This is a genomic window from Streptomyces griseorubiginosus (assembly GCF_001514195.1).
GTDB lineage: Bacteria > Actinomycetota > Actinomycetes > Streptomycetales > Streptomycetaceae > Streptomyces > Streptomyces griseorubiginosus.
Map to the genome: position 1 here is coordinate 465604 of NZ_KQ948738.1, position 21617 is coordinate 487220.

Here is a 21617-nt window from a genome sequence, read left to right on the forward strand (position 1 = left end):
ACTCCTCGGGATGTCGTGGACCGGTGAGACACGCCGGACCGGGAACGGCGGCGTTCTGTAGGGAGTCGCGGCGGTGAACGGTCAGGCCGCGGCGGCGAGTTGCTTGCGCCAGCGCATGAACAGCCGCGGCTGGTTCATCCCGAGCACGGCGACCGGATGCTCCCCGCGCCGGTAGACGGCCAGGACGTTGCGGTCGTCCCGGGCGCCTTCCTCGATCGTCACGCTGTCGGCACCGGCCGCGTGACCGGCGAACTGGATCCTGACGCCGTACTGGTCGGACCAGAAGTACGGCGGCCTCGGCGCGGCCGGTTCCACCGCGCCCCCGGCCAGCAGCGCCGCCACGGCCGCGTCGGGCCGCTCCAGGGCGCCGGTCCAGTGCTCCACGCGGCGGTGCAGGCCCGCGCGCGGGTCGTACCAGGAGGCGCAGTCGCCGACCGCGACGACTCCGGCGAGGCTGGTGCGTCCGTCGGTGCCGCAGACCACGCCATCGGCGAGTGCGATGCCGGAGCCGGCCAGCCACTCGACACAGGGGCGGGCGCCGACGCCCACGACCACCAGATCGGCGGGCAGGCTGCGGCCGTCCTCCAGCAGGACGGCCTCGACCCGGCTCTCGCCGCTCAGTCCCTTGACGCCGACTCCGCACAATAGCCGTACGCCGTGGTCCGCGTGCAGGGCGGAGACGATCCCGCCCATGGCGGCGCCGAGCGGCCCGGCCAGCGGGGTGGGGGCGGCTTCGACGACGGTCACGTCGAGTCCGAGGGCGTACGCCGTGGAGGCGACCTCGGCGCCGACGAAGCCGCCGCCGATCACCACCAGCCGTCCGCCCAGGGCGAGTTCGTCGCGCAGGGCACGGGCGTCGTCCAGGGTGCGCAGGGTGTGCACCCCGGCGAGGCCCGCGGTGCCGGGCAGGGTGCGGGCGGTGGCGCCGGTCGCGATGACGACGCCGTCGGCCCGGATCTCGCCGCCGTCGTCGAGCCGTACGGCGCGCCGCGGGCCGTCGAGTCCGGTGGCGCGGACGCCGAGCAGCCACTCGGCGCTCAGGTCCTCGTCGTCCGTCTCCAGCGCGAGGTCCGCCTCGCCCAGGGAGCCGGCCAGGAACTCCTTGGACAACGGCGGTCTGTCGTAGGGGCGGTGGAGCTCGTCGCCGATGACGACGAGCCGTCCGTCGTAGCCCCGCTTGCGCAGGGAGCGTGCCGCCGACAGGCCGGCGAGCGAGGCGCCGACCACGGCGACGGTTTTCACGCGGGTCCTCCGGCGAGCCGGACGGCCACGCAGGGCGGCAGGTTGGGGGCGTCGGTGGAGAGCTGGACGTAGATCATGCCGTCCTCGACGCGGACCTCGTGGGTGCGCACCGGGCGTTTGGCCGGAGGGGCGTCGACGGCACCCGTGCGCAGGTCGAACTTCGAGGCGTGCAGCGGGCATTCGACCTCGCAGCCCTCCAGCCAGCCGTCGGCGAGCGAGGCGTCCTGATGGGTGCAGGTGTCGTCGATGGCGAAGACCTCGCCGTCGTCGGTGTGGAACACCGAGACCGGCGGATCGATGTCGAGCCGGTAGGCCTCGCCTCGCGGAAGATCCACGAGACGGCACGCGGGAATCATCATGACACCTCGGTGCGTATAGCGAAACGGATTGCGGTGAACGCAACGTCAGTGTGCGGGCGCCCGCAAACCCTTGTCAAGGAGTCCAGGCGGCGGACACGACTGCCGCTCGGGGTTGCCTCTTGCGCAACGCGATGCGCACTGAGGAACGTCACAACACGACCACGGAGCGCAGCACCTCGCCCCGGTGCATCTTCTCGAACGCCTTCTCCACGTCTTCGAGGCCGATGGTCTCGGAGACGAAGGCGTCGAGGTCGAAGCGTCCCGACAGATAGAGGTCGATGAGGGCGGGGAAGTCACGGGAGGGCAGGCAGTCGCCGTACCAGGAGGACTTGAGGGAGCCGCCGCGCCCGAAGACGTCGAGGAGCGGCAGCTCCAGCTTCATCTCCGGGGTCGGGACCCCGACGAGGACGACGGTGCCGGCGAGGTCGCGGGCGTAGAAGGCCTGCTGGTACGTCTCCGGGCGGCCGACCGCCTCGATGACGACGTCGGCGCCGAAGCCGCCGGTCAGTTCGCGGATCGCCTCGACGGGGTCGTTCTCGCGGGAGTCGACGGTGTGGGTGGCGCCCATCCCGGTGGCGCGTTCCAGTTTGCGCGGGTCCACGTCGACGGCGATGACCTTGGCGGCCCCGGCGAGGCTCGCTCCCGCGACGGCGGCCGTGCCGACCCCGCCGCAGCCGATGACGGCGACGGAGTCCCCGCGGCCGACCGCGCCGGTGTTCACGGCCGCGCCGAAGCCGGCCATGACCCCGCAGCCGAGCAGGCCGGCGGCGGTCGCCGGGGCGGCGGGGTCGACCTTGGTGCACTGGCCGGCGGCGACGAGGGTCTTCTCGGCGAAGGCGCCGATGCCGAGGGCGGGGGCGAGCGGGGTGCCGTCGGTGAGGGTCATCTTCTGCTGGGCGTTGTGGGTGGCGAAGCAGTACCAGGGCTTGCCCTTGCTGCATGCGCGGCAGGTGCCGCAGACCGCGCGCCAGTTGAGGATGACGAAGTCGCCGGGGGCGAGGCCGGTGACACCCTCCCCGACGGCTTCGACACGGCCGGCCGCCTCGTGCCCCAGCAGGAAGGGGAACTCGTCGTTGATCCCGCCTTCCCGGTAGTGCAGATCGGTGTGACAGACCCCGCACGCCTCCACCTTCACCAGCGCCTCGCCGGGCCCCGGGTCGGGCACGACGATCGTCTCGACGGAGACGGGGGCGCCCTTCACCCGGGCGACGACAGCACGAACCTCATGAGCCATGGGTCACTCCTCCGACTAGGCTTGGTTGCCTCATCCGCGACACGACGCGCTATGCGCAACCGAGCATCGGGGAGGGGAAGCCGGGGGTCAAGGGGTCGGATTCGGCCGGGTGGGGCAGGGGGATGCGCGGCAGGGGGCGGGGAGGCGGGGCGGGGGATTCGCGCCGTGGGTGGAGGAGGCTGCACAGGTGTGGGACCGGACGTTCGCGGCGCCGGTCGGGGGGGCCGGGGAGTCCAGAGCGGAGGACGGGCGGGAGGGGCGAGGTACGACCCAGCCCACGCCCGGCCCAGCCCCGGCACTCCCGCTCGTGGAAGACAGAGGGCCCGCGGGCCGGGCCCCACCCAGCCCGCACACCAAGTCGCCGCCCGGACCCGACCCCCGTCACTCCCCCACGTAAGCCGCCAGATGCTCCGCCGTCAGCGTGCCCCCGGTCGCCACCAGTTCCGCCGGGGTTCCCTCGAAGACGATGCGGCCGCCGTCGTGGCCCGCTCCCGGGCCGAGGTCGATGATCCAGTCGGCGTTGGCCATGACCGCCTGGTGGTGTTCCACGACGATGACGGACTTGCCGGAGTCGACGAGGCGGTCGAGGAGGCCGAGGAGCTGTTCGACATCGGCGAGGTGGAGGCCGGTCGTCGGCTCGTCGAGGATGTAGACGCCGCCCTTGTCCCCCATGTGGGTCGCCAGCTTCAGCCGCTGCCGCTCACCGCCGGACAGCGTGGTGAGCGGCTGCCCGAGGGTGAGGTAGCCGAGCCCGACGTCCGACAGCCGCTCCAGGATCCGGTGCGCGGCGGGCGTCCGCGCCTCACCGGTGTCGAAGAACTCCAACGCCTCCGTCACCGGCATCGCGAGCACCTCGCTGATGTCCCGCCCACCGAGGTGGTACTCGAGGACCGAGGCCTGGAACCGCTTCCCCTCGCACTCCTCGCAGGTCGTCGCGACCCCGGCCATCATGGCGAGGTCGGTGTAGACGACCCCCGCACCGTTGCAGGTGGGACACGCCCCCTCCGAGTTCGCGCTGAAGAGCGCCGGCTTCACCCCGTTGACCTTCGCGAACGCCTTCCGGATCGGTTCGAGGAGACCCGTGTACGTCGCCGGGTTGCTGCGCCGCGAGCCGCGGATGGCGCCCTGGTCCACGGAGACCACCCCCTCCGCGGCCGGGATCGACCCGTGCACCAGCGAGCTCTTGCCGGACCCCGCCACCCCGGTGATCACGGTCAGCACCCCGAGCGGGATGTCCACGTCGACGTCCTGGAGGTTGTGCGTGCTCGCACCCCGGATCTCCAGCACACCGGTCGCCTTGCGGACCGTGTCCTTGAGACCGGCCCGGTCGTCGAAGTGGCGCCCGGTGACCGTGCCACTGGTCCGCAGCGCCTCGACCGTGCCCTCGAAGCAGACCGAACCGCCCGCCGTACCGGCACCCGGGCCGAGGTCGACGACATGGTCGGCGATCACGATCGTCTCCGGCTTGTGCTCCACGACGAGCACCGTGTTCCCCTTGTCCCGCAGGCGCAGCAGCAGGTTGTTCATGCGCTGGATGTCATGCGGGTGCAGCCCGACCGTCGGTTCGTCGAAGACGTAGGTGACATCGGTGAGGGAGGAGCCGAGGTGGCGGATCATCTTGGTGCGCTGCGCCTCGCCGCCGGACAGCGTGCCCGAGGGCCGGTCCAGGGAGAGATAGCCGAGCCCGATCTCCACGAAGGAGTCGAGGGTCTCCCCGAGCGCCGTCAGCAGCGGCCCGACCGAGGGTTCCTTCAGCGCGCGGACCCACTCGGCGAGGTCGCTGATCTGCATCGCGCAGGCGTTGGCGATGCTGATCCCCTTGATCTTCGAGGACCGGGCGCCCTCTTTGAGCCGGGTGCCCTCGCAGTCGGGGCACACCATGAAGGTGATGGCCCGGTCCACGAACTCCCGGATGTGCGGCTGCATCGACTCGTGGTCCTTGGCGAGCATCGACTTCTGGATCCGCGGCACGAGACCCTCGTAGGTCATGTTGATGCCCGCGATCTTCATCCTGACCGGCTCGCGGTACAGGAAGTCCTGGAGCTCGCGCTTGGTGAACTTCCCGATCGGCTTGTCCGCGGGGAAGAAGCCGGACTCGCTGTAGAGGCGGTAGTTCCAGCCTCCGGCCTTGTAGCCGGGGATGGTCAGGGCGCCCTCGTCCAGTGACTTGGAGTCGTCGTAGAGCTGGGCGAGGTCGATGTCGTTGACGGTGCCCCGGCCTTCGCAGCGCGGGCACATGCCGCCGACGATGCTGAAGCTGCGCCGCTCCTTGACGGTCTGCCCGCCCCGCTCCATGGTCACCGCGCCCGCCCCGCTGATGGAGGCCACGTTGAAGGAGAAGGCCTTGGGCGAGCCGATGTGCGGGGTGCCGAGTCTGCTGAAGAGGATGCGCAGCATCGCGTTGGTGTCGGTGACGGTGCCGACGGTGGAGCGCGGGTCGCCGCCGAGGCGCTGCTGGTCGACGGTGATCGCGGTGGTGAGGCCGTCGAGGACGTCGACCTCGGGCCTGGCGAGGGTGGGCATGAAGCCCTGGACGAAGGCGCTGTAGGTCTCGTTGATCAGCCGCTGCGACTCGGCGGCGATGGTGTCGAAGACCAGCGAGCTCTTCCCGGAGCCGGAGACTCCGGTGAAGACCGTGAGCCGGCGCTTCGGGATCTCGATGCTGACGTCCTTGAGGTTGTTCTCGCGCGCCCCGTGCACGCGGATCAGGTCGTGGCTGTCAGCGGTGTGCCGGTCGCCCGAAGTGGCCTTGCCCATGGTCTTTCGTCCTCCCGTTTCGACGACTTCGCACACTATGTCGACGCGTGCGTCTCAGCGCAGCTCCTGGACCCGGATCACATTGCCCGCGGGGTCGAGGAAGGCGCAGTCCCGCACACCGTACGACTGCTCGATCGGCTCCTGGATCACCTCGGCGCGGGCCTGGAGCCACTCGAAGGCGGCGTCGAGGTCGGGGGTGGTGAGCAGGAGCCCGGGGCCCTCTCCCACGGGGTGCAGCACCACCGAGGGGCCGCCCTCGGGACCGACCGTGATCCGGCGCCGGCCTCCGTGGCCGGTGTCACCCCGGACCTCGAAGCCGAGCACGTCCCGGTAGAACGCCAGTGACGCTTCCGGGTCGTCATGCGGAAGGAAGCTCGCCCGAATGTCCATGTCCGTCACGCTAGCCACGGCTCACGGCCGGCGCTTCTCGAATCCTGACCGGTCTCAGCGCACCCTCAGCGCACCAGACCCGCGATGTGCGCCGTTACGGTGTCGAGGATGTCCGACCAGGCGGCCGCGTCGCCGAGCACGAGGTAGTTGAGGGTGAGCCCGTCGGTCATGGCCGCGAGATACCGGGCCAGGACGGACACGGGCACCCTCAGCTCCAGGTCCATGTCCCGGCGCAGCTGCTCGATGAGCTCGGCGTAGGCCTCGCCGTACACCTCGTACTGGCGTCGGGCGAGGTGGTCGAAGCCGGGCTCGCGCAGGGCGTACTGGGTGAGCTCGTAGGTGAGCATGTGCGCCTCGGGGTTGGCGCGGACATGGTCCCAGTAGGCCCGGAAACCGGCGGCGACGGTCTCCTCCAGGGTGTCCTTCGGGCGCAGCGCCTCCTGCACCACGCTCACCGAGTGGTCGGTGAGCGTGGTGATCACGGCCTCGACCAGGGCCTGCTTGGAGTCGAAGCAGTAGTGGAAGACGCTCAGGGACACGCCGGCCTCGGCGGCGATGGACCGGGTCGTCGTCTTCGCGACGCCGTCCCGGGCCATCGCCCTGATCGCCGCTTCCGTCAGCTGTCTGCGCCGCTCGGCCGACGGCATGCGTGCCATGTGTGTCCCCCGCTGTCGTGTCCCCCGCGGTCGAACGGATCAGCCGCTGTGGACGCCCACCTCGTAGAGCGAGTATCCCCAGTCGGTGCCGCGGCCGAGACCGTGGACCCGGACGTACCGTGCCGGGGTACCGGCGAACTTGGCGGTGTCCAGACCGCCGTCGCCGGAGGTCGTCGACCAGACGGTCCGCCAGTTCGTCCCGTCCGTCGACAGCTCGATCCGGTACGACTTCCCGTACGCCCGCTCCCAGTCGAGCGTGACCTTGGAGACCAGGTTGGTGGAGCCCAGGTCGACCTGCCACCACTGGTCGTCGCTCCAGTCGCTCGCCCAGCGACTGGAGTCGTCGCCGTCCACGGCCCGCCCCGGCTGGTAGCTGGTGAAGGGGTTGGACTCCGACGAACTGGCCGTGGCCGGACGTCCGTTGGCGAGGTTGACGGAGGCCTGGTGCCGCTCGGTGGCGCCCCAGGTGTCGAGGTAGGACTCGGCCCCGCGGAACAGGTCGTCGACCACGTCCTGACCGCCGACGAGCCGGATGTCCTCGATCCAGTCGGGGATCAGACCGACGTGCGCGGCTCCGTCGGTGTTGAAGTCGAAGGTGCGCTGCCCGGAGGTCTGCTTGTCGATCACCGAGCCGCCGTCGACGCTCTTGAAGGGGTACGTCACCTTGTTCGCGGCGTCCGCTCCACGCGGTGCGGGGTGGTCGCCGATGCCGTTGAAGTCGGTGCCGAAGCCGTAGCCGACGCCGTACTTGTCCCGCAGGGCGTTCGTGCGCTTCGCCTCCGCGGCGAACCCCTCGGAGCCGTGCATGTACTGGGCGACGAACCCGCCCAACGAGTAGACGCGCTCGGTCCAGTTGAGGTCCATCCAGCTGTGCGAGGACAGCACACCGGGGTAGTTGGCGGCCTCGAAGATGTCGAGGACCTGGCCGGTGGCCTTGACGCTCATGTGGTCGATCTCGAGCATCATCTTGCGTTTCATCATGCCGCGCACGGCGTACTCGCCGAGATCGGTGAGCCCGCGGACGTTGCACTGCGCGGCCTTGTCGTACGACGGGACGTCGACGCCGGACGGCAGGTCGGCCTCGGCCTCGGAGGCCGCCGTGCCGATCGGGTTGTCGTGCTGCGGGCCCTTGCAGGCCTCGGTCTTCCAGAAGGTGCCGGTGGACAGGAACTGCCCGACGTTGATGGCGGTGCCGAGACCGCCCTCGTCGAAGCGGACCCCGCACAGCGCGTTGTCGAACTTGTGGCACAGGAACATGGAGCGCACGCCGAGGCCGTACAGCTCGTCGAGGCCCTTGTCGATGTCCGCCTTGCTGCACTGACCGATGTCGAGGATCTGCTTGCAGCCGAACGGCTCGGACGTCTCGACGCCGAGCACGACGGCCAGCTTGCCCTGCTCGATGACCTGTCGGGCCTGCGCGCTGTCGGTGACGATCCGGAACCAGCCCTTGCCGGTGCCGCCGTACATCTTGTCGACGAAGCCCTGGAGGTCGTAGGCGAGCTTGGCCTGGAGGCGGATCGAGGTCATCTCGTCGCAACCACGGTCCTTGAACGGGTAGATCGAGCAGATCATCCCGTTGGTGACGAGGTCGTTGACGAGCACGCGCTGGCCACCGCGCCAGGCCCGCTCCACCCAGGCGTAGTAGTTGGCCTGGTGGGTCATCGAGTCGTACGCCGGCCAGTCCTTGAAGGTGGGCCAGCCGGCCGGGTCGTGCTTGCCGTCGCCGCCGTGGGTGATGTAGTCGAAGAGCGCGAGGCTGCCGTCGGGGTAGTGCTCGGGGCAGTCCTTGAGGGCGTCGGCGACTCCGGACTCGGAGAACACCTTGCCGCAGATCAGCCGGCCACCGAAGGCCTCGTTGGAGAAGAGGTGGTTGTGCGCGTCAACGAACCCCCGTACCTCGCCCGCGGAGTTGGTGCCGGTGAAGGGTGCTCCGGTCACGTTGATCTGGGCGTCGGGGGTGGGCCGTGCGGTCGGCGTCCACCAGTCGGTGGCGGCCGAACTCGGCGTGGGGCCGAGGATCGCGGCCAGTACCAGGAAGAGCACGGAGACGATGGTGATGTTCTTGCGTCTGCGGCAGGAGCGTCCGGTCACGGCACACGTCCCTCGGTCGGCGGGGGCGCCGTCGACCGAGGGAGTTTGACTGCCCTTGGAATTGTCATGACCGGCGCAATAGATGCGTCGAGGATCGCGACGAGCGCGTTCCGAGTCAAGAGTCCGGGACAGTTGACCTGATGCCTGGGGTACATCAACCGTTCACGCAGGACGCCCCGTTGAGGGTGAACGCGCCGGGCGCGGTGTTCTTGGCCCCCTTGCTGCCGATGAAGCCGACGGTCACCGAGCCCCCGGCGGGGATGGTGCTGGTGTACGCGGCCGGGGTGACGGTCACCGCGCCACCGCTCTGCGCTGCGGTGCCGCCCCACATGCTGGAGACGGTCTGCCCGTCGGCGAAGGAGAAGCCGAGCTTCCAGCCGGTGACGGCGGCCGTTCCTGTGTTGCGGACGGCGATCTCGCCCTGGAAGCCGCCGGTCCACTCACCGACCACGCGGTAGCCGACCGAGCAGCTCCCGGCGGGCGTGGCGGCGGTGGTGACGCTCACCGTCGCCGAGCGGGCCGACCTGTTGCCGGCCGCGTCACGGGCGTAAACGGCAAAGGAGTAGGCGGTGTTGGCGGTCAGGCCGGTGACCGTCACCGAAGTGCCGGTGGCGGACGCGACCGTGGTCTCCGTGCCCCCGCCGACCCGCACGACGTCGTATCCGGCGATGCCAACGTTGTCAGAGGACGCGGTCCAGGCGAGGTGGGCCGAGGACGCGGTCACCGCGGAGGCGGTCGGGGTGCCGGGGGCGGTCGGGGCCTGGGTGTCGGTGGAGCCGCCGCCGAAGACCGTGGCCTCCTTGGCGGTCTGCGCGATGCCGTTGGGGCCGTGGAAGACGCGCTGCCCCCACGAAGTCATCTGCGCCGGGTCGAAGTTGAGCACGAGGTCGAGGCTCGGATCGGTGTTTCCGCTCCAGGACCAGGCCAGGTAGCCCAGCTTGAGCTGTTGGGCCGTCGCCATCATGGTGTCCTCGTCGGGGTCGCCCCACTGGTCGGCAGGGCCGCCGAACTCCCCTATGAGGATGGGCAGTTTGGCGTCGACGAAGGCGTTCAGATAGTCGGTGACCTCGGCCGCGGTGTCGTAGACGCTGTACATGTGGATCGAGAAGATCAGGTTGCCGGTGGTGTCGGCTGCGTACACGGACCGGGCGTTGGTGCGCATGACCTGTTGCCAGTCCTGACCCCAGTTGGGCGCGTCCACCATGATCGTGTGCTGGAGACCGGCGTTGCGGAGCTTCTGTATCGCGGCGATGGTCGGAGCGGTCCACCCCTCCGGACCGGTGTTCCCCCAGGGCTCGTTGCCGATGTTGATGACGATGTAGTTCTCCTGGCCGGCGAGCACGCCCTTGAGGCCGATCCAGTAGTCCGCGGCCTGGTCGAGGGTGCCGGCGGCGCTCTCCTCGCCGTAGCCGGTGGTGTCGTGCACCTCCAGGACGCAGATGAGCCTGTTCGCCTTGCACTGGGCGATGACGTCGGCCACGTCCGCCGCACTGTTGGCGGTCCAGCGGTGCCCGTCGGCGAGGACGACCCGGACGGTGTTGGCGCCCTGCGCCTTGATGTCGGCCAGCGAGCCCAGCTTGTCGGGGTACCAGGTGTGGGCGTGGTTGACGCCGCGCATCACGAAGTCGTTGCCGTTGCCCTCGACGAGGCGGCCGTTGCTGATGTGCAGCCCGGTGGCCTGGGCGCCCGGCTCGACGGCGGCCTGGGCGGTCCCGGGGCAGAGGGCGCCGGGGACCATGAGACCGATCAGGGCGGCCAGTCCGGCCAGGAGGGTGCGCAGGGGGCTCGTTCTCGTTTCTCTCATTGCGACTCCGGGGTGGGTGGGGTTGGCGGAAAGCGGAACGGGTGCACGGGAATGGACACAGGAATGGGAGCGCTCCCATGGAAGCCACTCTGCCAAGTACACGTCAAGATGCGCGACGGCAAAGGGAGTCGCGGGGGCGGCACATAGGGTGGCGGCCTCGACCACCGCACCCTGGAGGCACCTTGACCAGTCGCCCCGTCGACCCGGATTCCGTGAACGCCGCGGCCTGGCAGGCCTACGGCGACCACCATCTGCGGCGCGGCACGGTGCTGCCGGAGCCGGCGCGGTTCGACTGGGGCTTCTGGGGCACCGGGCCGGGCGCCGAGATCCTCGGCGAACTCGCCGGGCGCCGGGTGCTGGACCTCGGCTGCGGGCCGGCCCGGCACGCGGCGCACCTGGTCCGGGCGCACGGCGCATCGGTGGACGCGGTCGACTCCTCCCCCGCCCAGCTCGAACGGGCCCGCGCCGCCCACGGCTCCGTGCCCGGCCTGAACCTGATCAGGGCCGACGCCGTCGAACACCTGGGCACGGCGGAGCCGTACGACGTCATCTACTCGGTCAACGGGATGCCGTACATCGACCCCCGCCGACTGCTGCCCGCCCTCGCCGCGGCACTGCGCCCGGGCGGGACCCTGTGCTTCACGGTGCTGCACACCAACTCCCGCGGTGACGGCCCCTCGACGGTCGTCGCGTCCCGGCCCGAGGTGCTGCGGCCGGCGGGAGGCGGCGAGGTGACCGTGCACATGTGGGTGCTGACGACCGAACTCTGGACCGACCTGCTGGCCGAGAACGGTCTGCGGGTCGAGGGTGTGGAAGTCCTCGACGCGCCGGAGGCGGACAACCACGCCTCCTACCGGATCTTCCGGGTGACCCGACCGGTCAGGGTCTCCTCCCGCCCCCGCGGCAGCCGCCCGCCGGTCCCGCACGCGGCGATCGGGGTCGGCGCCATCCTGTACGGCCCGCGCGGACTGCTCCTCGGCAGGCACCGGCGCGGGACCTGGGAGTTGCCAGGGGGCACGGTGGAGCCCGGGGAGTCACTGGAGGAGACCGTCGTCCGCGAACTCCGCGAGGAGACCGGGATCGAGTCCCGCCCTTCCGACGTACGGCTCCTGGGCACGCTCCTCGATCATGTCGAGGGGGTGGTCCGGATGACCGTGGCCACCGAGGTCACCACCTGGCACGGCGAACCGTCCGACCAGCCGGGCGAACGCGTCGGCGGCTGGCGCTGGTTCCCGTTGGACCGCCTCCCGGAGAACCTGTTCGTGTGCAGCGCGCAGGGCCTTACGGTGTGGCGCCCTGACCTGCCGATCGACCACACGCCGGCGTACTTCACGCGGTATGCGGACTGACGCGGCGACCTGCGACGCACACCCGTGACGCCCCGCCGGCCGCCCTCGCAGAGCAGGGGCCTAAAGTCGGCCCGTGATCTTCGTCGCGGATGGCCAGTCCATCTACCAACTCAGCACGTGGTCGGGCCGCTCCGATGCGGTTGTCTGGATCGGCCTGGTCGCGATCTGGTCGTTCACAGCCAAGTGGAGGCACCCGGTCGTGGCGCAGGGCGAGGACCCGGACCGTGTTCAGCGGCTGGGCCGCAAGCGGTCGCTCCTGCTGGCGGTGGGGCTCGTCGCGGCTGCGGTCCTGTGGCCCGTTCTCGGCTTCTTCTTCCTCCTCGACTTCGGCTGCGACTTCGCCACCTGCTAGCGCCGCGGCACGCGGGATCAGGAAGGATGGCCGCCCATGGTACTCAAGGACGTCCTGGCCGACTGGCGGGACTACGACGACGCCGCGTTCCGGCTCGGGATCTTCCTCGGCGTCTTCCCGCCCGACCAGAAGTTCAACTGGGTGAAGCGGATCAAGTGGAACCCGGAGCCCCTCGACCTGTCCTGAGGCCTCAGGGCACCGGAGCATGCAACCCCTTCGCAACCTTCCCCGTGCTGGACTCCATGACCATGGACGAGGATTCCGCACGTGCCGGGTACGACGAGGTGCCCCGGGTCGAGCTCACGGCCGCGGCCGCCGCGTTGCTGCGTCGGCTGCACGAGGCGCACGGGCCGTTGATGTTCCATCAGTCCGGCGGCTGCTGCGACGGGAGCGCGCCGATGTGCTACCCGGAGGGCGAGTTCCGTACCGGTGGTTCCGACGTGCTGCTGGCCGAGTTGGACGTGGCCGGGGTCGAGGCGCCGGTGACGTTCTGGATGTCGCGGAGCCAGTACGAGGTGTGGGCGCACACCCGGCTGATCGTCGACGTCGTGGAGGGCCGGGGCAGCGGATTCTCCCTGGAGGCACCCGAGGGAGTGCGTTTCCTCATCCGTTCGCGTGTGGTCGGTGCCGAGTAGCCACGCGGATCCCCGTCGTCTGGTGCACTTCCCCTGAGTTCTGGGACAGTTGACGAGACCTCAGGGGAGAGCTGTGACGCACCGTCAAGGACGTTTCGGCGCAGGCAGATCGGTACTGACGCTTGTCGCGGCCCTCGGCACCCTGGCCGGTTCGGCCCTGGTGGGCGCGGCACCCGCGAGCGCCGCCCCGCAGTGGACACGGCTCGCCAAGGGCGTGCGCTACGGCCAGTTCGACCTCTCCGGGGCCGCGGGACCGGCGCACGCCCATGTGCTGAGCGTCGACCTGCGCGCTCCGCGGGTGCGGGTGGAGCTGCTGAATCCGGGTGCGGTGGCCGCGCGGGCCACGGTGTCCCGGCAGGCGACCGCGCAGGGCGCCCTCGCGGGGGTGAACGGCGACTTCTTCAACATCTCCGAGACCCAGCACCCGGGCGTGGAGGCGACCGGCGCGAGCGTGGGACCGGCGATCGCGCACGGGCGGGTGCTGAAGGGGGCGGTCCCGGACGGCCAGCGTTTCGGCCCCGCGCTGCCCCCCGGCACGAGCACCGAGGACGTGTTCGGGGTGGGTACCGACCGCCGGGCCCGCCTGGACGACCTGACGCTCGACGGATCGGTGCGCACACCCCAGGGTCTGCTGCCGCTCGGCGGCCTCAACCAGTACGCGCTGCCCGTCGGTTCGGTGGGGGCGTTCACCTCGGACTGGGGCAACGTGTCCCGGGTGCGGGCGACCTGCGGGACGGACACCGACCGGGCGGCCCCGTGCAGCACCGACACCTACGAGGTGACGGTCCGTGCCGGACACGTCGTCGCGGCGGCCGGCACCCCGGGCCACGGGCCGATCGCCGCGAACACCACCGTCCTCGTGGGCCGGGAGGCGGGCGCGCAGGAGCTGCGGAAGCTCGCGGTCGGCTCGACGGTGAAGGTGCGGCACCGGCTGGTCGCCGCCTCGTCGCGGGTCCCGTACCGCTTCGCGCTCGGCGGCTATCCGGTGCTGGAGGGCGGCCGAGCGCTGCCCGGCCTCGACGACACCACCTCGGCGGTGCGTACGGCCGTGGGCATCTCGGACGGCGGCCGGACGCTGTATCTCCTCGCACTGGACGGAGCGCCCGACTACCGCGGTGGGCTGACCATCGCGGAAGTCGCCCGCGCCATGCGGAGGTTGGGCTCGGTGGACGCCTTCAGCCTGGACGGCGGCGGCTCGACGACCATGGCCGCCCGGTTGCCGGGCGCGAGTTCCGTCACTGCCCTCAACCACCCCTCCGGCGGCGCCGAACGCCCCGTCCCGAACGGCATCGGGGTCTTCTCGGGCTGATCCCGGCCCTGGTCAGGGACGCAGACTGCCGACGATGTCGGCGGTCGCCGTCATCCCGCTGTGGATCGTGGGAGCGATGCTCGTGCTCGCGAGGCAGAAGCCGAGGAGCGCGCACACCAGCGCGTGGGAGACCTTGAGTCCGCCGCTGCGCAGGAAGATCACCGCCAGGATCAGCAGCAGCACCAGCACCGAAATGGAAATCGCCATGGACAGCCTCCTCCGCCACGCCGCCGGTTCCGTTTCGCGGCGTTCGGGCGCAAGTGTGGCGTAGCGGAGGGTTCGTCCGTGCGGCGGAAGCGTCCTCCGAACGAGTGGTGTCCCACCCGTCGGAGAACACCTTTCGACGTGTGGTGTCCCACCCGTCGGAGAACGCCTATCGACGGGCGTCCAGGAAGGCTTCGAGGCCCGCCAGGTCGTCCGTGTTGAGGTAGTCGACGTCGGCGGCGAGGAGTTCGCCCCACAGCGCGTCCCGGTCCGGACCCGGCAGGTCGGGGGTGGCCCAGAACCGTACCTTCTGCCCCCGCGCGTGGGCCTGCCCGACGATGCTCCGCAGCTTCTGCCGCTCGGCCTCGGGGAAGGCGCCTTCTCCGAGCCAGGTGAAGTTGAGCGTCCAGTTGTCGCTGATCAGCGGGATGAACGAGGCGGGAGCCGGGGAGCCGAGGTCGGCGAGGCGGCCGTCGTAGAAGGCCCGTCGGACCGTCTGGACCTCCATGGGGACCCGGGCCGCCCGGTCGCCGGAGATCACGGCGGTGACCGCTCCGGGGACCACCTTGCCGTGCACGTAGGTCGTGAACAGGTGCTTGTGGCGCCGGAGACGGCGGTCGAGTTCGAGATACGTCGAGGAGCCCTCGGTCTTGATGTCGATGAGGAGCTGGAGCGGGCGGCGCCGACCCCGGTACACCGAACCGCGGTTGGCCTTGACGATCCTGGCCAGCGGGTCGAGGTACAGGGACTCCAGCGTGCGCGTCGGATCGAGGTCGTCCACGGTGTGGCCGACCAGGAGCTGGTCGCCGACGAGGAAGATGTCGGCCTCGACGCTGCCGAACCGGTGGTCGAGGGCGTCGAGGAGGGGGCGCGGATGCTCGTAGTCGTTGTGTGCGTGGGCGCGCCACAGCGGACGTGGGCGGTGCTTGCGGTCGGCGGCCCACGCGCTGCCGGCGGGCGGGGCGAGCACCGCGGCGGCCGTGGCCCCGAAGGCGGTGAGGGCTGTGCGACGACTGATGCGGGCCATGTTCTGCCTCCCTGTGGGCCGGTTCGGAACCACAGGGAGTATGGGGCCGTCCGCACCCCAATGAACCGGTACGCGACAGGAGTTGGCCGGACCGCCGCCCCTCGTTCACTCCTTCCGCGCACGCGGCATGGGAAAGCCCGCCCCAGGTGGGGCGGGCTTCACCGGGCTGTGGGAGGGGACGTTCAGGGCGTCTGGAGGTCGACGAGTTCGGCCAGCCGGGCGCGGTGCGCACCCGCCGTGCCGTACGCGATCGAGTCGGACTTGGCCCGCTTCAGGTACAGGTGCACCGGGTGCTCCCACGTCATGCCGATCCCGGCGTGCAGCTGGAGCGCCTCCTCGGCGGCGTGCACGGCGACGGACGCCGCGTACGCCTGGGCGACGGCAACGGCCACGTCCGTGTCCACGCCGGTGGCGAGCGCGTCGGCCGCGTTGCGGGCGGCGGCACGGAGGTTGACGACCTCCAGCCACAGCTGGGCGAGCCGGTGCTTGAGCGCCTGGAATCCGCCGACGGGCCGGTTGAACTGCTTGCGCTCCTTGAGGTAGCGCACCGTCTCGGTCAACGTCCATTCGGCGAGCCCGAACTGCTCGGAGGCGAGCAGCCCGGCCCCGGCCCTGAGCGCCCGGTGCACGGCGGCCTCGGCGTCACCGAGGAGGCGGCCGGGCACCCCGTCGAGCGTGACGGTCGCGAGCGGCCGGGTCAGGTCGAAGGTGACCTGCGGGGTGACGGTCGCCGCGTCGGCGTCCACGGCGTACAGTCCGCCGTCGTCCGCGGGCACCAGCAGCACATCGGCGGCCTGGGCGTCCGCGATCGCCGTCAACTCTCCGTGCAGTGAGCCGTCTTCATGGCGTACGACCTTGTAGGCGCCGCCCGGAGCGACGTTCAGGGCGACGGCGAGGGCGCCGATCCTCCGCCCGGAGGCGAGCTCGGCGAGGAGGTCGTCGGCGTCGCAGGCGAGCAGGGCCTCGGTGGCGACGACCGCGCTGGTGAGGTAGGGGACGGGGGCGACCGCGCGGCCCAACTCCTCCAGGACGACGGCGACTTCGCGGTGGGTGGCGCCCTGGCCGCCCTTGTCCTCCGGGACCAGCAGCCCCGCGAGGCCCATCCCGTCGGTGAGGGCCTTCCAGGCCGCGAGGTCGTGCGGGGTGTCCGACTCGGTGCGGGCGATCACGCCGGGTGCGTCGCAGTGGTCGGCGAGCAGGTCCCGGACGGCGGCGCGGAGGGCCTCTTCCTCCTCGGAGTAGAGAAGATCGGTCATCGGGCGAGGTCCTTCCAGGCGACGTCCTTGTCGGTGCGCGGTTCGGCCGGGAGGCCAAGGACCCGCTCGGCGACGATGTTCAGCAGGACCTCGCTGGTCCCGCCCTCGATGCTGTTGCCCTTGGAGCGGAGGTAGCGGTAGCCGGCGTCCCGGCCGGTGAAGTCCACCAGCTCGGGGCGGCGCATGGTCCAGTCGTCGTACAACAAACCTTCCTCACCACGGAGTTCGACCTCCAGGCCGCTGATCTCCTGGTTGAGGCGGGCGAAGGCGAGCTTCATGCCCGCGCCCTCGGGTCCGGGCTGGCCCGCGACGAGCTGCTGGCGCAGGCGTTCGGCGGTGAGGCGGGCGACCTCGGAGTCGACCCAGAGCTTGAGCAGCCGCTGGTGCAGGTCCTGGGTGCGCAGTTCGGGGCGTTCGCGCCAGGTCCTGGAGACCGGGCCGATCATGCCGCCCTCGCGGGGCAGCCGCATGCCGCCGATGGCGACGCGCTCGTTGTTGAGGGTGGTCTGGGCGACCCGCCAGCCGTCGCCGATCTCGCCGAGGCGGCGGTCGTCGGGGATGCGGACGTCGGTGAGGAACACCTCGTTGAACTCGGCCTCGCCGGTGATCTGCCGCAGGGGGCGGACGTCGACGCCGGGGTCGGTCATGTCGCAGATGAAGTAGGTGATGCCCGCGTGCTTGGGCACGTCCGGGTCGGTGCGGGCGATGAGGATGGCCCAGCGGGAGTTGTGGGCGCCCGAGGTCCACACCTTCTGCCCGTTGACCACCCACTCGTCGCCTTCGCGGACGGCCCGGGTACCGAGCGCGGCGAGGTCGGATCCGGCGCCGGGCTCGCTGAACAGCTGGCACCAGACCTCCTCCCCCACCCACAGGGGTCGCAGATAGCGCTGCTTCTGCTCCTCGGTGCCGTACTTGAGGATCGTCGGAGCGGCCATGCCGAGGCCGATGCCGTTGCGCCGGGGGTCGTTGTCGGGGGCGCCAGCGGCCTCCAGCTCGGCGTCCACGACGGCCTGGAGGGAGCGGGGCGCGTTCAGTCCGCCGAGGCCCTCGGGGTAGTGCACCCAGGCCAGTCCGGCGTCGAAGCGGGCCTTGAGGAAGTCCAGGCGGTCCGTGCTCGCGGGCGGGTGTGAGGCCAGCAACTCGGCGGTGAGGCGCTGGAGTTCGGCTGCGTCGGTCATGCCTGTGCTCCCGTGGGTACGACGGCGATCCGGCCGGTGGTCACCCCGTCACCGAGGCGCTGCACGGCGTCCGCGGCCCCCGCCAGCGGCACCCGCTCGCTCACCAGCGGCTTGATGGCGCCCCGGGCGGCCAGTTCGGTGAGCTGCTCGTGGCAGTGCTGGACCAGCTTGGGGTTCTTGGTGTTGTACAGGCCCCAGTGCAGGCCGAGGATCGAGTAGTTCTTCACCAGGGCGTGGTTGAGGGCGGGGCTCGGGATGGTCCCGCTCGCGAAGCCGACGACCACGATCCGGCCCTCGAAGGCGACGACTTTGGTCGACTGCGTGTAGGCCTCGCCGCCGACGGGGTCGTAGATCACATCCGCGCCCCGGCCCCCGGTGGCCTCCTTGACGGCGGCGACGACGTCCTCGCTCCGCCGGTCGACCACCACGTCACAGCCCAGTTCCCGGGCCACGGCGGCCTTGTCGGCACCGCCGACGACCCCGATGACGGTGGCCCCGGCCGCCTTGCCGAGCTGCACGGCCGCGCTGCCGACCCCTCCCGCGGCAGCGTGGACGAGCAGCGTCTCGCCGGCCTCCAGGTGGGCCCGTCGGTGCAGACCGAACCAGCCCGTCTGGTAGCCGATGTGCAGCGCGGCGGCCTCGGCGTCGTCCAGCGAGTCCGGTGCGGGCAGCAGGGCGGCGGCGTCCGCGACGGCGTACTCGGCGAAACCGCCGTGCGGCAGCGCGGGGTTGGCGATCACGCGCCGCCCGTCCTCGGTCTCGCCGCAGATCTCCACGCCGGGTGTGAAGGGCAGCGGCGGGCGCACCTGGTAGTGGCCGCGGCACATCAGGACGTCCGGGAAGTTGATGTTCGCGGCGCGCACCTTCAGCAGGACCTGGCCGTCGCCGGGCACGGGACGTGCCACGTCCTCGAGGCGCATCACCTCGCTCGGCTCAGCGTTCTCGTGCACTTGCCATGCCTGCATGGGGGGCCTCCACAGGACTGCGTCGTCATGCCGGGTCTGATCCCGGGTCCGACGGGGTCCGACCAGGATCTCTCGCATACTAAGCGGTCGCTTGCCATGAGGGAACAGCCGCCGGGAGAAAGTACCGCCACCCGCGGAGGGCGGGGCGCCACCGCTCCGGCATCCTCAAGCGACCGGCGTTTCTTGCCCAGCCAGGCAGTCACCCGTCAAGATGGTGATGTGAACCTGGTTCGTGTCGCCCGAGCGGCTCAACGCCTGGTATCTGGGGGCCGGACTCGTGGACGCGATCACGCCCGGGCGGGAGGCGGACGTCCGGGCGGCGGTCACCGTGCGGGAGGCCGTCTACCGGCTCGTCACCGATCGCCGTCTCGGCGAGGGGTTCGACCGGGAGGCGCTCGCCGTGCTCAACGCCGCGGCCCGCGAGACTCCCACGACACCGCCGCTCACCCTGTCGGGCCGGCACACCGACGCGACGCCCGCGCAGGTCCTCGCGACGGTCGCCCGCCAGGCCGTGGAGCTGCTGAGCGGCCCCGACGTGCCCCTCATGAAGGAATGCGGCAACCCCGAGTGCACCCGCGTCTACATCGACCGCTCGCGCGGCATGCGACGCCAGTGGTGCGGCATGGAGTCCTGCGGCAACCGGATCAAGGCCGCCGCGTACCGGGCCCGCAAGAAGGACTCCCCCGCGAGGACCGCGGGCTGAACGCCTACAGGCCCAGGTCGAGGGCCAGGCACGAGTAGTACTTCCAGCCTCTGGCCGGGTCGCAGGACACGTCCGCTCCACCCCGGGGAACGGCCTCCACCCGCGCACACTCGGGGCACGTCTCCTGTCAAGGCGGTGACGCAAGCTACCCGGGCAGGCCGCTGTCCGCCGCGCATGTCCTCCCCGGTCGTGGGTACGCCCCCTCCATGATTCGAAAACTGCAAGCGGTGGCCCTCGACTGCGCCGACCCGGTACGGCTCGCCGAGTTCTGGGCGGAACTGCTCGGCGGCCGGGTGGTCAAGCACCCGGAGGATCCCGACTGGGTCGAGGTGCACGGGTTCGAGGGCACACCGCTGGCCTGCCAGCGGGTGGACGACTACCGGCCGCCGCAGTGGCCGGGACAGGAACACCCGCAACAGCTCCACCTCGACTTCGACGTGGACGACCTCGACGGCGAGGAGCAGCGGGCGCTCGCCCTCGGGGCGACCGTGCTGGAACGCAGCGACCAGCTCCGCCCGGAGGCCAACTGGCGGGTCTACGCGGACCCGGCCGGCCATCCGTTCTGCCTCTGCTTCCACTGAGCGCGAGCCTGAACCCGAGCCCGCCGCCGGCTATTCGGTTGCCGCAGGTCGGCGCGGTCCTATAGGAAGCTCGCATGCTGAAGGGCGCCAAGGTCGGGCTGAGGGCCCGCCACGATGACGACATACCGGTGCTGCGGACCGAGCTCTACGACGACGTGGTCAACTCCTCGCGCGCCGGGAGCGGACCGTGGCGTCCGATCACGCCGGGCGCGAAGGACCCGCGGCTCGTGGTGGACGACGAGGAAGAGGGACACGTCCCGTTCTCCGTGGTGGAGCTGGAGGGCGGGACGCTGGTCGGCACCGCGACCCTGTGGGGCATCGACACCCACAACCGCTGCGCCCACATCGGCCTCGGACTGCTGCCGTCCTGCCGGGGCAAGGGATACGGCACCGACGTGGTCGCCGTGCTGTGCCACTACGGTTTCGTCGTGCGCGGTCTGCACCGGCTCCAGATCGAGACCCTGGCGGACAACGAGGCGATGCTGAGGTCCGCCGAGCGCAACGGCTTCGTCCGCGAGGGCGTCCTGCGCTCCTCGGCCTGGGTGATGGGCGAGTTCCTGGACGAGGTCCTGCTGGGACTCCTCGCCGAGGACTGGAAGCCCGCCCCGCCCACACCCTGAGCGCCCTGAGCGCCCTCAGCGCTCAGCCGCACCCGCCGCCGTACGCGACCGGTGCGGATGGGCCGGGTAGACGCCGAGGATCCGCACCTCGGTGGAGAAGAAGCCCAGCTCGTGCAGGGCGAGGGCGACGTGCCGCTCGTCGGGGTGGCCCTCGATCTCGACGTAGAAGCGGCTGGCGTCGAGGCCCGCGCCGACCTGGTAGCTCTCGATCTTCGTGAGGTTCACCCCGCTGGTGGCGAACCCGCCGAGCGCCTTGAACAGCGCGCTGGGGATGTTGCGGACGGAGAAGAACAGGCTCGTCATGGTCGGCCGCCCGGTGTCGGGGGCCACGACCGCGTCCCGGGACAGGACGACGAACCGGGTCGTGTTGTCGGGGTCGTCCTCGACCCCGGCGCGCAGCACGTCGAGGCCGTACCGCGCGGCGGCCGCGGGCGGGGCGAGCGCCGCGTGCCGCGGGTCCCCCAGCTCGGCCACCTCGCGCGCCGCGCCGGCGGTGTCGTCGGAGACGAGGGTCCGCCAGCCGCCCTCCCGCAGGACCTTGCGGCACTGCCCGAGGGCGTGCACATGGCTGCGTACGCACTCCACCTGGTCCACCGTCGCCCCGGCCACGCCCATCAGGTCGAAGCGGATGGCGAGGAAGTGCTCGGCGATGATGAACAGCCCCGACTCGGGCAGCAGATGGTGGACGTCGGCGACCCGTCCGGCCGCGGAGTTGTCCACCGGGATCACCGCCACGTCGGCGGTGCCGAGCGTCACCGCGTCCAGTGCCTGCTCGAAGCTCGTGCAGGGCTGCTCGGCGCACCCGGGGTACAGGGTGTGCGCGGCGGTCGCCGAGTTGGATCCGGGTTCACCTTGGTACGCGACGGTCGTCACTGTGCTCGGTCTCTTGTCGTGGGGCGGCGGAA

22 protein-coding genes are annotated in these 21617 nt (G+C 71.1%); 8 read left to right on the forward strand and 14 right to left on the reverse strand.

The features are described 5' to 3' along the window. Window positions 1-81: 81 nt before the first annotated feature. The 8 genes from AQJ54_RS24755 to AQJ54_RS24790 form a co-directional block, all read right to left on the reverse strand. Window positions 82-1242 (reverse strand): NAD(P)/FAD-dependent oxidoreductase, encoded by a 1161-nt coding sequence (locus AQJ54_RS24755; RefSeq protein WP_062241032.1) that lies wholly within the window; start codon window positions 1240-1242, stop codon window positions 82-84. Continuing rightward, on the reverse strand, window positions 1239-1601 hold the full coding sequence (locus tag AQJ54_RS24760; protein WP_020137296.1) for a bifunctional 3-phenylpropionate/cinnamic acid dioxygenase ferredoxin subunit: 363 nt from the start codon (window positions 1599-1601) through the stop codon (window positions 1239-1241). The genes AQJ54_RS24755 and AQJ54_RS24760 overlap by 4 nt, the downstream gene beginning before the upstream one ends. Window positions 1602-1749: 148 nt before the next feature. Then, window positions 1750-2835, reverse strand: a complete 1086-nt coding sequence (locus tag AQJ54_RS24765) for an S-(hydroxymethyl)mycothiol dehydrogenase (RefSeq protein WP_062026274.1) — start codon at window positions 2833-2835, stop codon at window positions 1750-1752. Window positions 2836-3216: 381 nt separating this feature from the next. Beyond that, window positions 3217-5592, reverse strand: coding sequence for an ATP-binding cassette domain-containing protein (locus tag AQJ54_RS24770; protein ID WP_062241033.1), 2376 nt, complete (start codon window positions 5590-5592; stop codon window positions 3217-3219). Between the two features lie 54 nt (window positions 5593-5646). Next, window positions 5647-5982, reverse strand: coding sequence for a VOC family protein (locus AQJ54_RS24775; RefSeq protein WP_062241348.1), 336 nt, complete (start codon window positions 5980-5982; stop codon window positions 5647-5649). Between the two features lie 65 nt (window positions 5983-6047). Next, entirely contained in the window at window positions 6048-6638 is a 591-nt protein-coding gene (locus AQJ54_RS24780; protein ID WP_062241034.1) for a TetR/AcrR family transcriptional regulator, read from the reverse strand. A gap of 39 nt (window positions 6639-6677) precedes the next feature. Next, a complete protein-coding gene (locus AQJ54_RS24785; RefSeq protein ID WP_062241035.1) occupies window positions 6678-8729 on the reverse strand; it encodes a galactose-binding domain-containing protein in 2052 nt (683 codons plus the stop codon). A gap of 154 nt (window positions 8730-8883) precedes the next feature. Beyond that, window positions 8884-10533: a cellulase family glycosylhydrolase gene (locus AQJ54_RS24790; protein ID WP_062241036.1), complete on the reverse strand. Its 1650-nt coding sequence runs from the start codon at window positions 10531-10533 to the stop codon at window positions 8884-8886. Window positions 10534-10715: 182 nt separating this feature from the next. Here AQJ54_RS24790 and AQJ54_RS24795 point away from each other — a divergent pair, with 182 nt between their 5' ends. From AQJ54_RS24795 to AQJ54_RS24810, 5 genes are all read left to right on the forward strand, one after another. Beyond that, window positions 10716-11882, forward strand: a complete 1167-nt coding sequence (locus AQJ54_RS24795; protein ID WP_248845435.1) for a bifunctional class I SAM-dependent methyltransferase/NUDIX hydrolase — start codon at window positions 10716-10718, stop codon at window positions 11880-11882. 73 nt (window positions 11883-11955) lie between these two features. After that, on the forward strand, window positions 11956-12234 hold the full coding sequence (locus AQJ54_RS24800) for a hypothetical protein (protein ID WP_062241039.1): 279 nt from the start codon (window positions 11956-11958) through the stop codon (window positions 12232-12234). 36 nt (window positions 12235-12270) lie between these two features. After that, a complete protein-coding gene (locus tag AQJ54_RS45735; RefSeq protein ID WP_159055552.1) occupies window positions 12271-12420 on the forward strand; it encodes a hypothetical protein in 150 nt (49 codons plus the stop codon). 56 nt (window positions 12421-12476) lie between these two features. After that, a complete protein-coding gene (locus AQJ54_RS24805) occupies window positions 12477-12869 on the forward strand; it encodes a DUF779 domain-containing protein (RefSeq protein WP_243659678.1) in 393 nt (130 codons plus the stop codon). Window positions 12870-12942: 73 nt separating this feature from the next. Continuing rightward, on the forward strand, window positions 12943-14178 hold the full coding sequence (locus tag AQJ54_RS24810) for a phosphodiester glycosidase family protein (protein WP_062241041.1): 1236 nt from the start codon (window positions 12943-12945) through the stop codon (window positions 14176-14178). Window positions 14179-14190: 12 nt separating this feature from the next. Here AQJ54_RS24810 and AQJ54_RS24815 read toward each other — a convergent pair whose 3' ends face one another. From AQJ54_RS24815 to AQJ54_RS24835, 5 genes are all read right to left on the reverse strand, one after another. Next, complete coding sequence (locus AQJ54_RS24815; RefSeq protein ID WP_020140413.1) at window positions 14191-14385, reverse strand: hypothetical protein; 195 nt, start codon at window positions 14383-14385, stop codon at window positions 14191-14193. Window positions 14386-14551: 166 nt separating this feature from the next. Further along, window positions 14552-15409 (reverse strand): phosphatidylinositol-specific phospholipase C/glycerophosphodiester phosphodiesterase family protein, encoded by an 858-nt coding sequence (locus AQJ54_RS24820; protein ID WP_062241043.1) that lies wholly within the window; start codon window positions 15407-15409, stop codon window positions 14552-14554. Window positions 15410-15591: 182 nt separating this feature from the next. After that, window positions 15592-16665 (reverse strand): acyl-CoA dehydrogenase family protein, encoded by a 1074-nt coding sequence (locus AQJ54_RS24825; protein ID WP_062241045.1) that lies wholly within the window; start codon window positions 16663-16665, stop codon window positions 15592-15594. Next, the gene (locus tag AQJ54_RS24830; RefSeq protein WP_062241047.1) at window positions 16662-17843 is read right to left on the reverse strand and encodes an acyl-CoA dehydrogenase family protein; all 1182 of its coding nucleotides are present in this window, start codon (window positions 17841-17843) and stop codon (window positions 16662-16664) included. Before AQJ54_RS24830 ends, AQJ54_RS24825 begins: the two co-directional genes overlap by 4 nt. Continuing rightward, window positions 17840-18808, reverse strand: a complete 969-nt coding sequence (locus tag AQJ54_RS24835) for an NADPH:quinone oxidoreductase family protein (RefSeq protein ID WP_062241050.1) — start codon at window positions 18806-18808, stop codon at window positions 17840-17842. The genes AQJ54_RS24830 and AQJ54_RS24835 overlap by 4 nt, the downstream gene beginning before the upstream one ends. A gap of 232 nt (window positions 18809-19040) precedes the next feature. Here AQJ54_RS24835 and AQJ54_RS24840 point away from each other — a divergent pair, with 232 nt between their 5' ends. The 3 genes from AQJ54_RS24840 to AQJ54_RS24850 all read left to right on the forward strand — a co-directional run bounded on the left by AQJ54_RS24840 (window position 19041) and on the right by AQJ54_RS24850 (window position 20712). Further along, a complete protein-coding gene (locus AQJ54_RS24840; protein WP_062241052.1) occupies window positions 19041-19511 on the forward strand; it encodes a CGNR zinc finger domain-containing protein in 471 nt (156 codons plus the stop codon). 206 nt (window positions 19512-19717) lie between these two features. Then, window positions 19718-20092, forward strand: coding sequence for a VOC family protein (locus tag AQJ54_RS24845; protein WP_062241053.1), 375 nt, complete (start codon window positions 19718-19720; stop codon window positions 20090-20092). A gap of 74 nt (window positions 20093-20166) precedes the next feature. Further along, window positions 20167-20712, forward strand: a complete 546-nt coding sequence (locus AQJ54_RS24850) for a GNAT family N-acetyltransferase (protein ID WP_062241056.1) — start codon at window positions 20167-20169, stop codon at window positions 20710-20712. Window positions 20713-20727: 15 nt separating this feature from the next. Here AQJ54_RS24850 and AQJ54_RS24855 read toward each other — a convergent pair whose 3' ends face one another. Further along, on the reverse strand, window positions 20728-21585 hold the full coding sequence (locus tag AQJ54_RS24855) for a prephenate dehydratase (protein WP_062026259.1): 858 nt from the start codon (window positions 21583-21585) through the stop codon (window positions 20728-20730). Between the last annotated feature and the right edge of the window lie 32 nt (window positions 21586-21617).

What these genes read in the sequence shown, in the direction of transcription:
- AQJ54_RS24760 (WP_020137296.1), bottom strand. Translation starts at nt 1,601, where the DNA reads ATGATGATTCCCGCGTGCCGTCTCGTGGATCTTCCGCGAGGCGAGGCC.
- AQJ54_RS24765 (WP_062026274.1), bottom strand. Translation starts at nt 2,835, where the DNA reads ATGGCTCATGAGGTTCGTGCTGTCGTCGCCCGGGTGAAGGGCGCCCCC.
- AQJ54_RS24770 (WP_062241033.1), bottom strand. Translation starts at nt 5,592, where the DNA reads ATGGGCAAGGCCACTTCGGGCGACCGGCACACCGCTGACAGCCACGAC.
- AQJ54_RS24775 (WP_062241348.1), bottom strand. Translation starts at nt 5,982, where the DNA reads ATGGACATTCGGGCGAGCTTCCTTCCGCATGACGACCCGGAAGCGTCA.
- AQJ54_RS24780 (WP_062241034.1), bottom strand. Translation starts at nt 6,638, where the DNA reads ATGGCACGCATGCCGTCGGCCGAGCGGCGCAGACAGCTGACGGAAGCG.
- AQJ54_RS24790 (WP_062241036.1), bottom strand. Translation starts at nt 10,533, where the DNA reads ATGAGAGAAACGAGAACGAGCCCCCTGCGCACCCTCCTGGCCGGACTG.
- AQJ54_RS45735 (WP_159055552.1), top strand. Translation starts at nt 12,271, where the DNA reads ATGGTACTCAAGGACGTCCTGGCCGACTGGCGGGACTACGACGACGCC.
- AQJ54_RS24805 (WP_243659678.1), top strand. Translation starts at nt 12,477, where the DNA reads ATGACCATGGACGAGGATTCCGCACGTGCCGGGTACGACGAGGTGCCC.
- AQJ54_RS24815 (WP_020140413.1), bottom strand. Translation starts at nt 14,385, where the DNA reads ATGGCGATTTCCATTTCGGTGCTGGTGCTGCTGCTGATCCTGGCGGTG.
- AQJ54_RS24820 (WP_062241043.1), bottom strand. Translation starts at nt 15,409, where the DNA reads ATGGCCCGCATCAGTCGTCGCACAGCCCTCACCGCCTTCGGGGCCACG.
- AQJ54_RS24825 (WP_062241045.1), bottom strand. Translation starts at nt 16,665, where the DNA reads ATGACCGATCTTCTCTACTCCGAGGAGGAAGAGGCCCTCCGCGCCGCC.
- AQJ54_RS24830 (WP_062241047.1), bottom strand. Translation starts at nt 17,843, where the DNA reads ATGACCGACGCAGCCGAACTCCAGCGCCTCACCGCCGAGTTGCTGGCC.
- AQJ54_RS24835 (WP_062241050.1), bottom strand. Translation starts at nt 18,808, where the DNA reads ATGCAGGCATGGCAAGTGCACGAGAACGCTGAGCCGAGCGAGGTGATG.
- AQJ54_RS24845 (WP_062241053.1), top strand. Translation starts at nt 19,718, where the DNA reads ATGATTCGAAAACTGCAAGCGGTGGCCCTCGACTGCGCCGACCCGGTA.
- AQJ54_RS24850 (WP_062241056.1), top strand. Translation starts at nt 20,167, where the DNA reads ATGCTGAAGGGCGCCAAGGTCGGGCTGAGGGCCCGCCACGATGACGAC.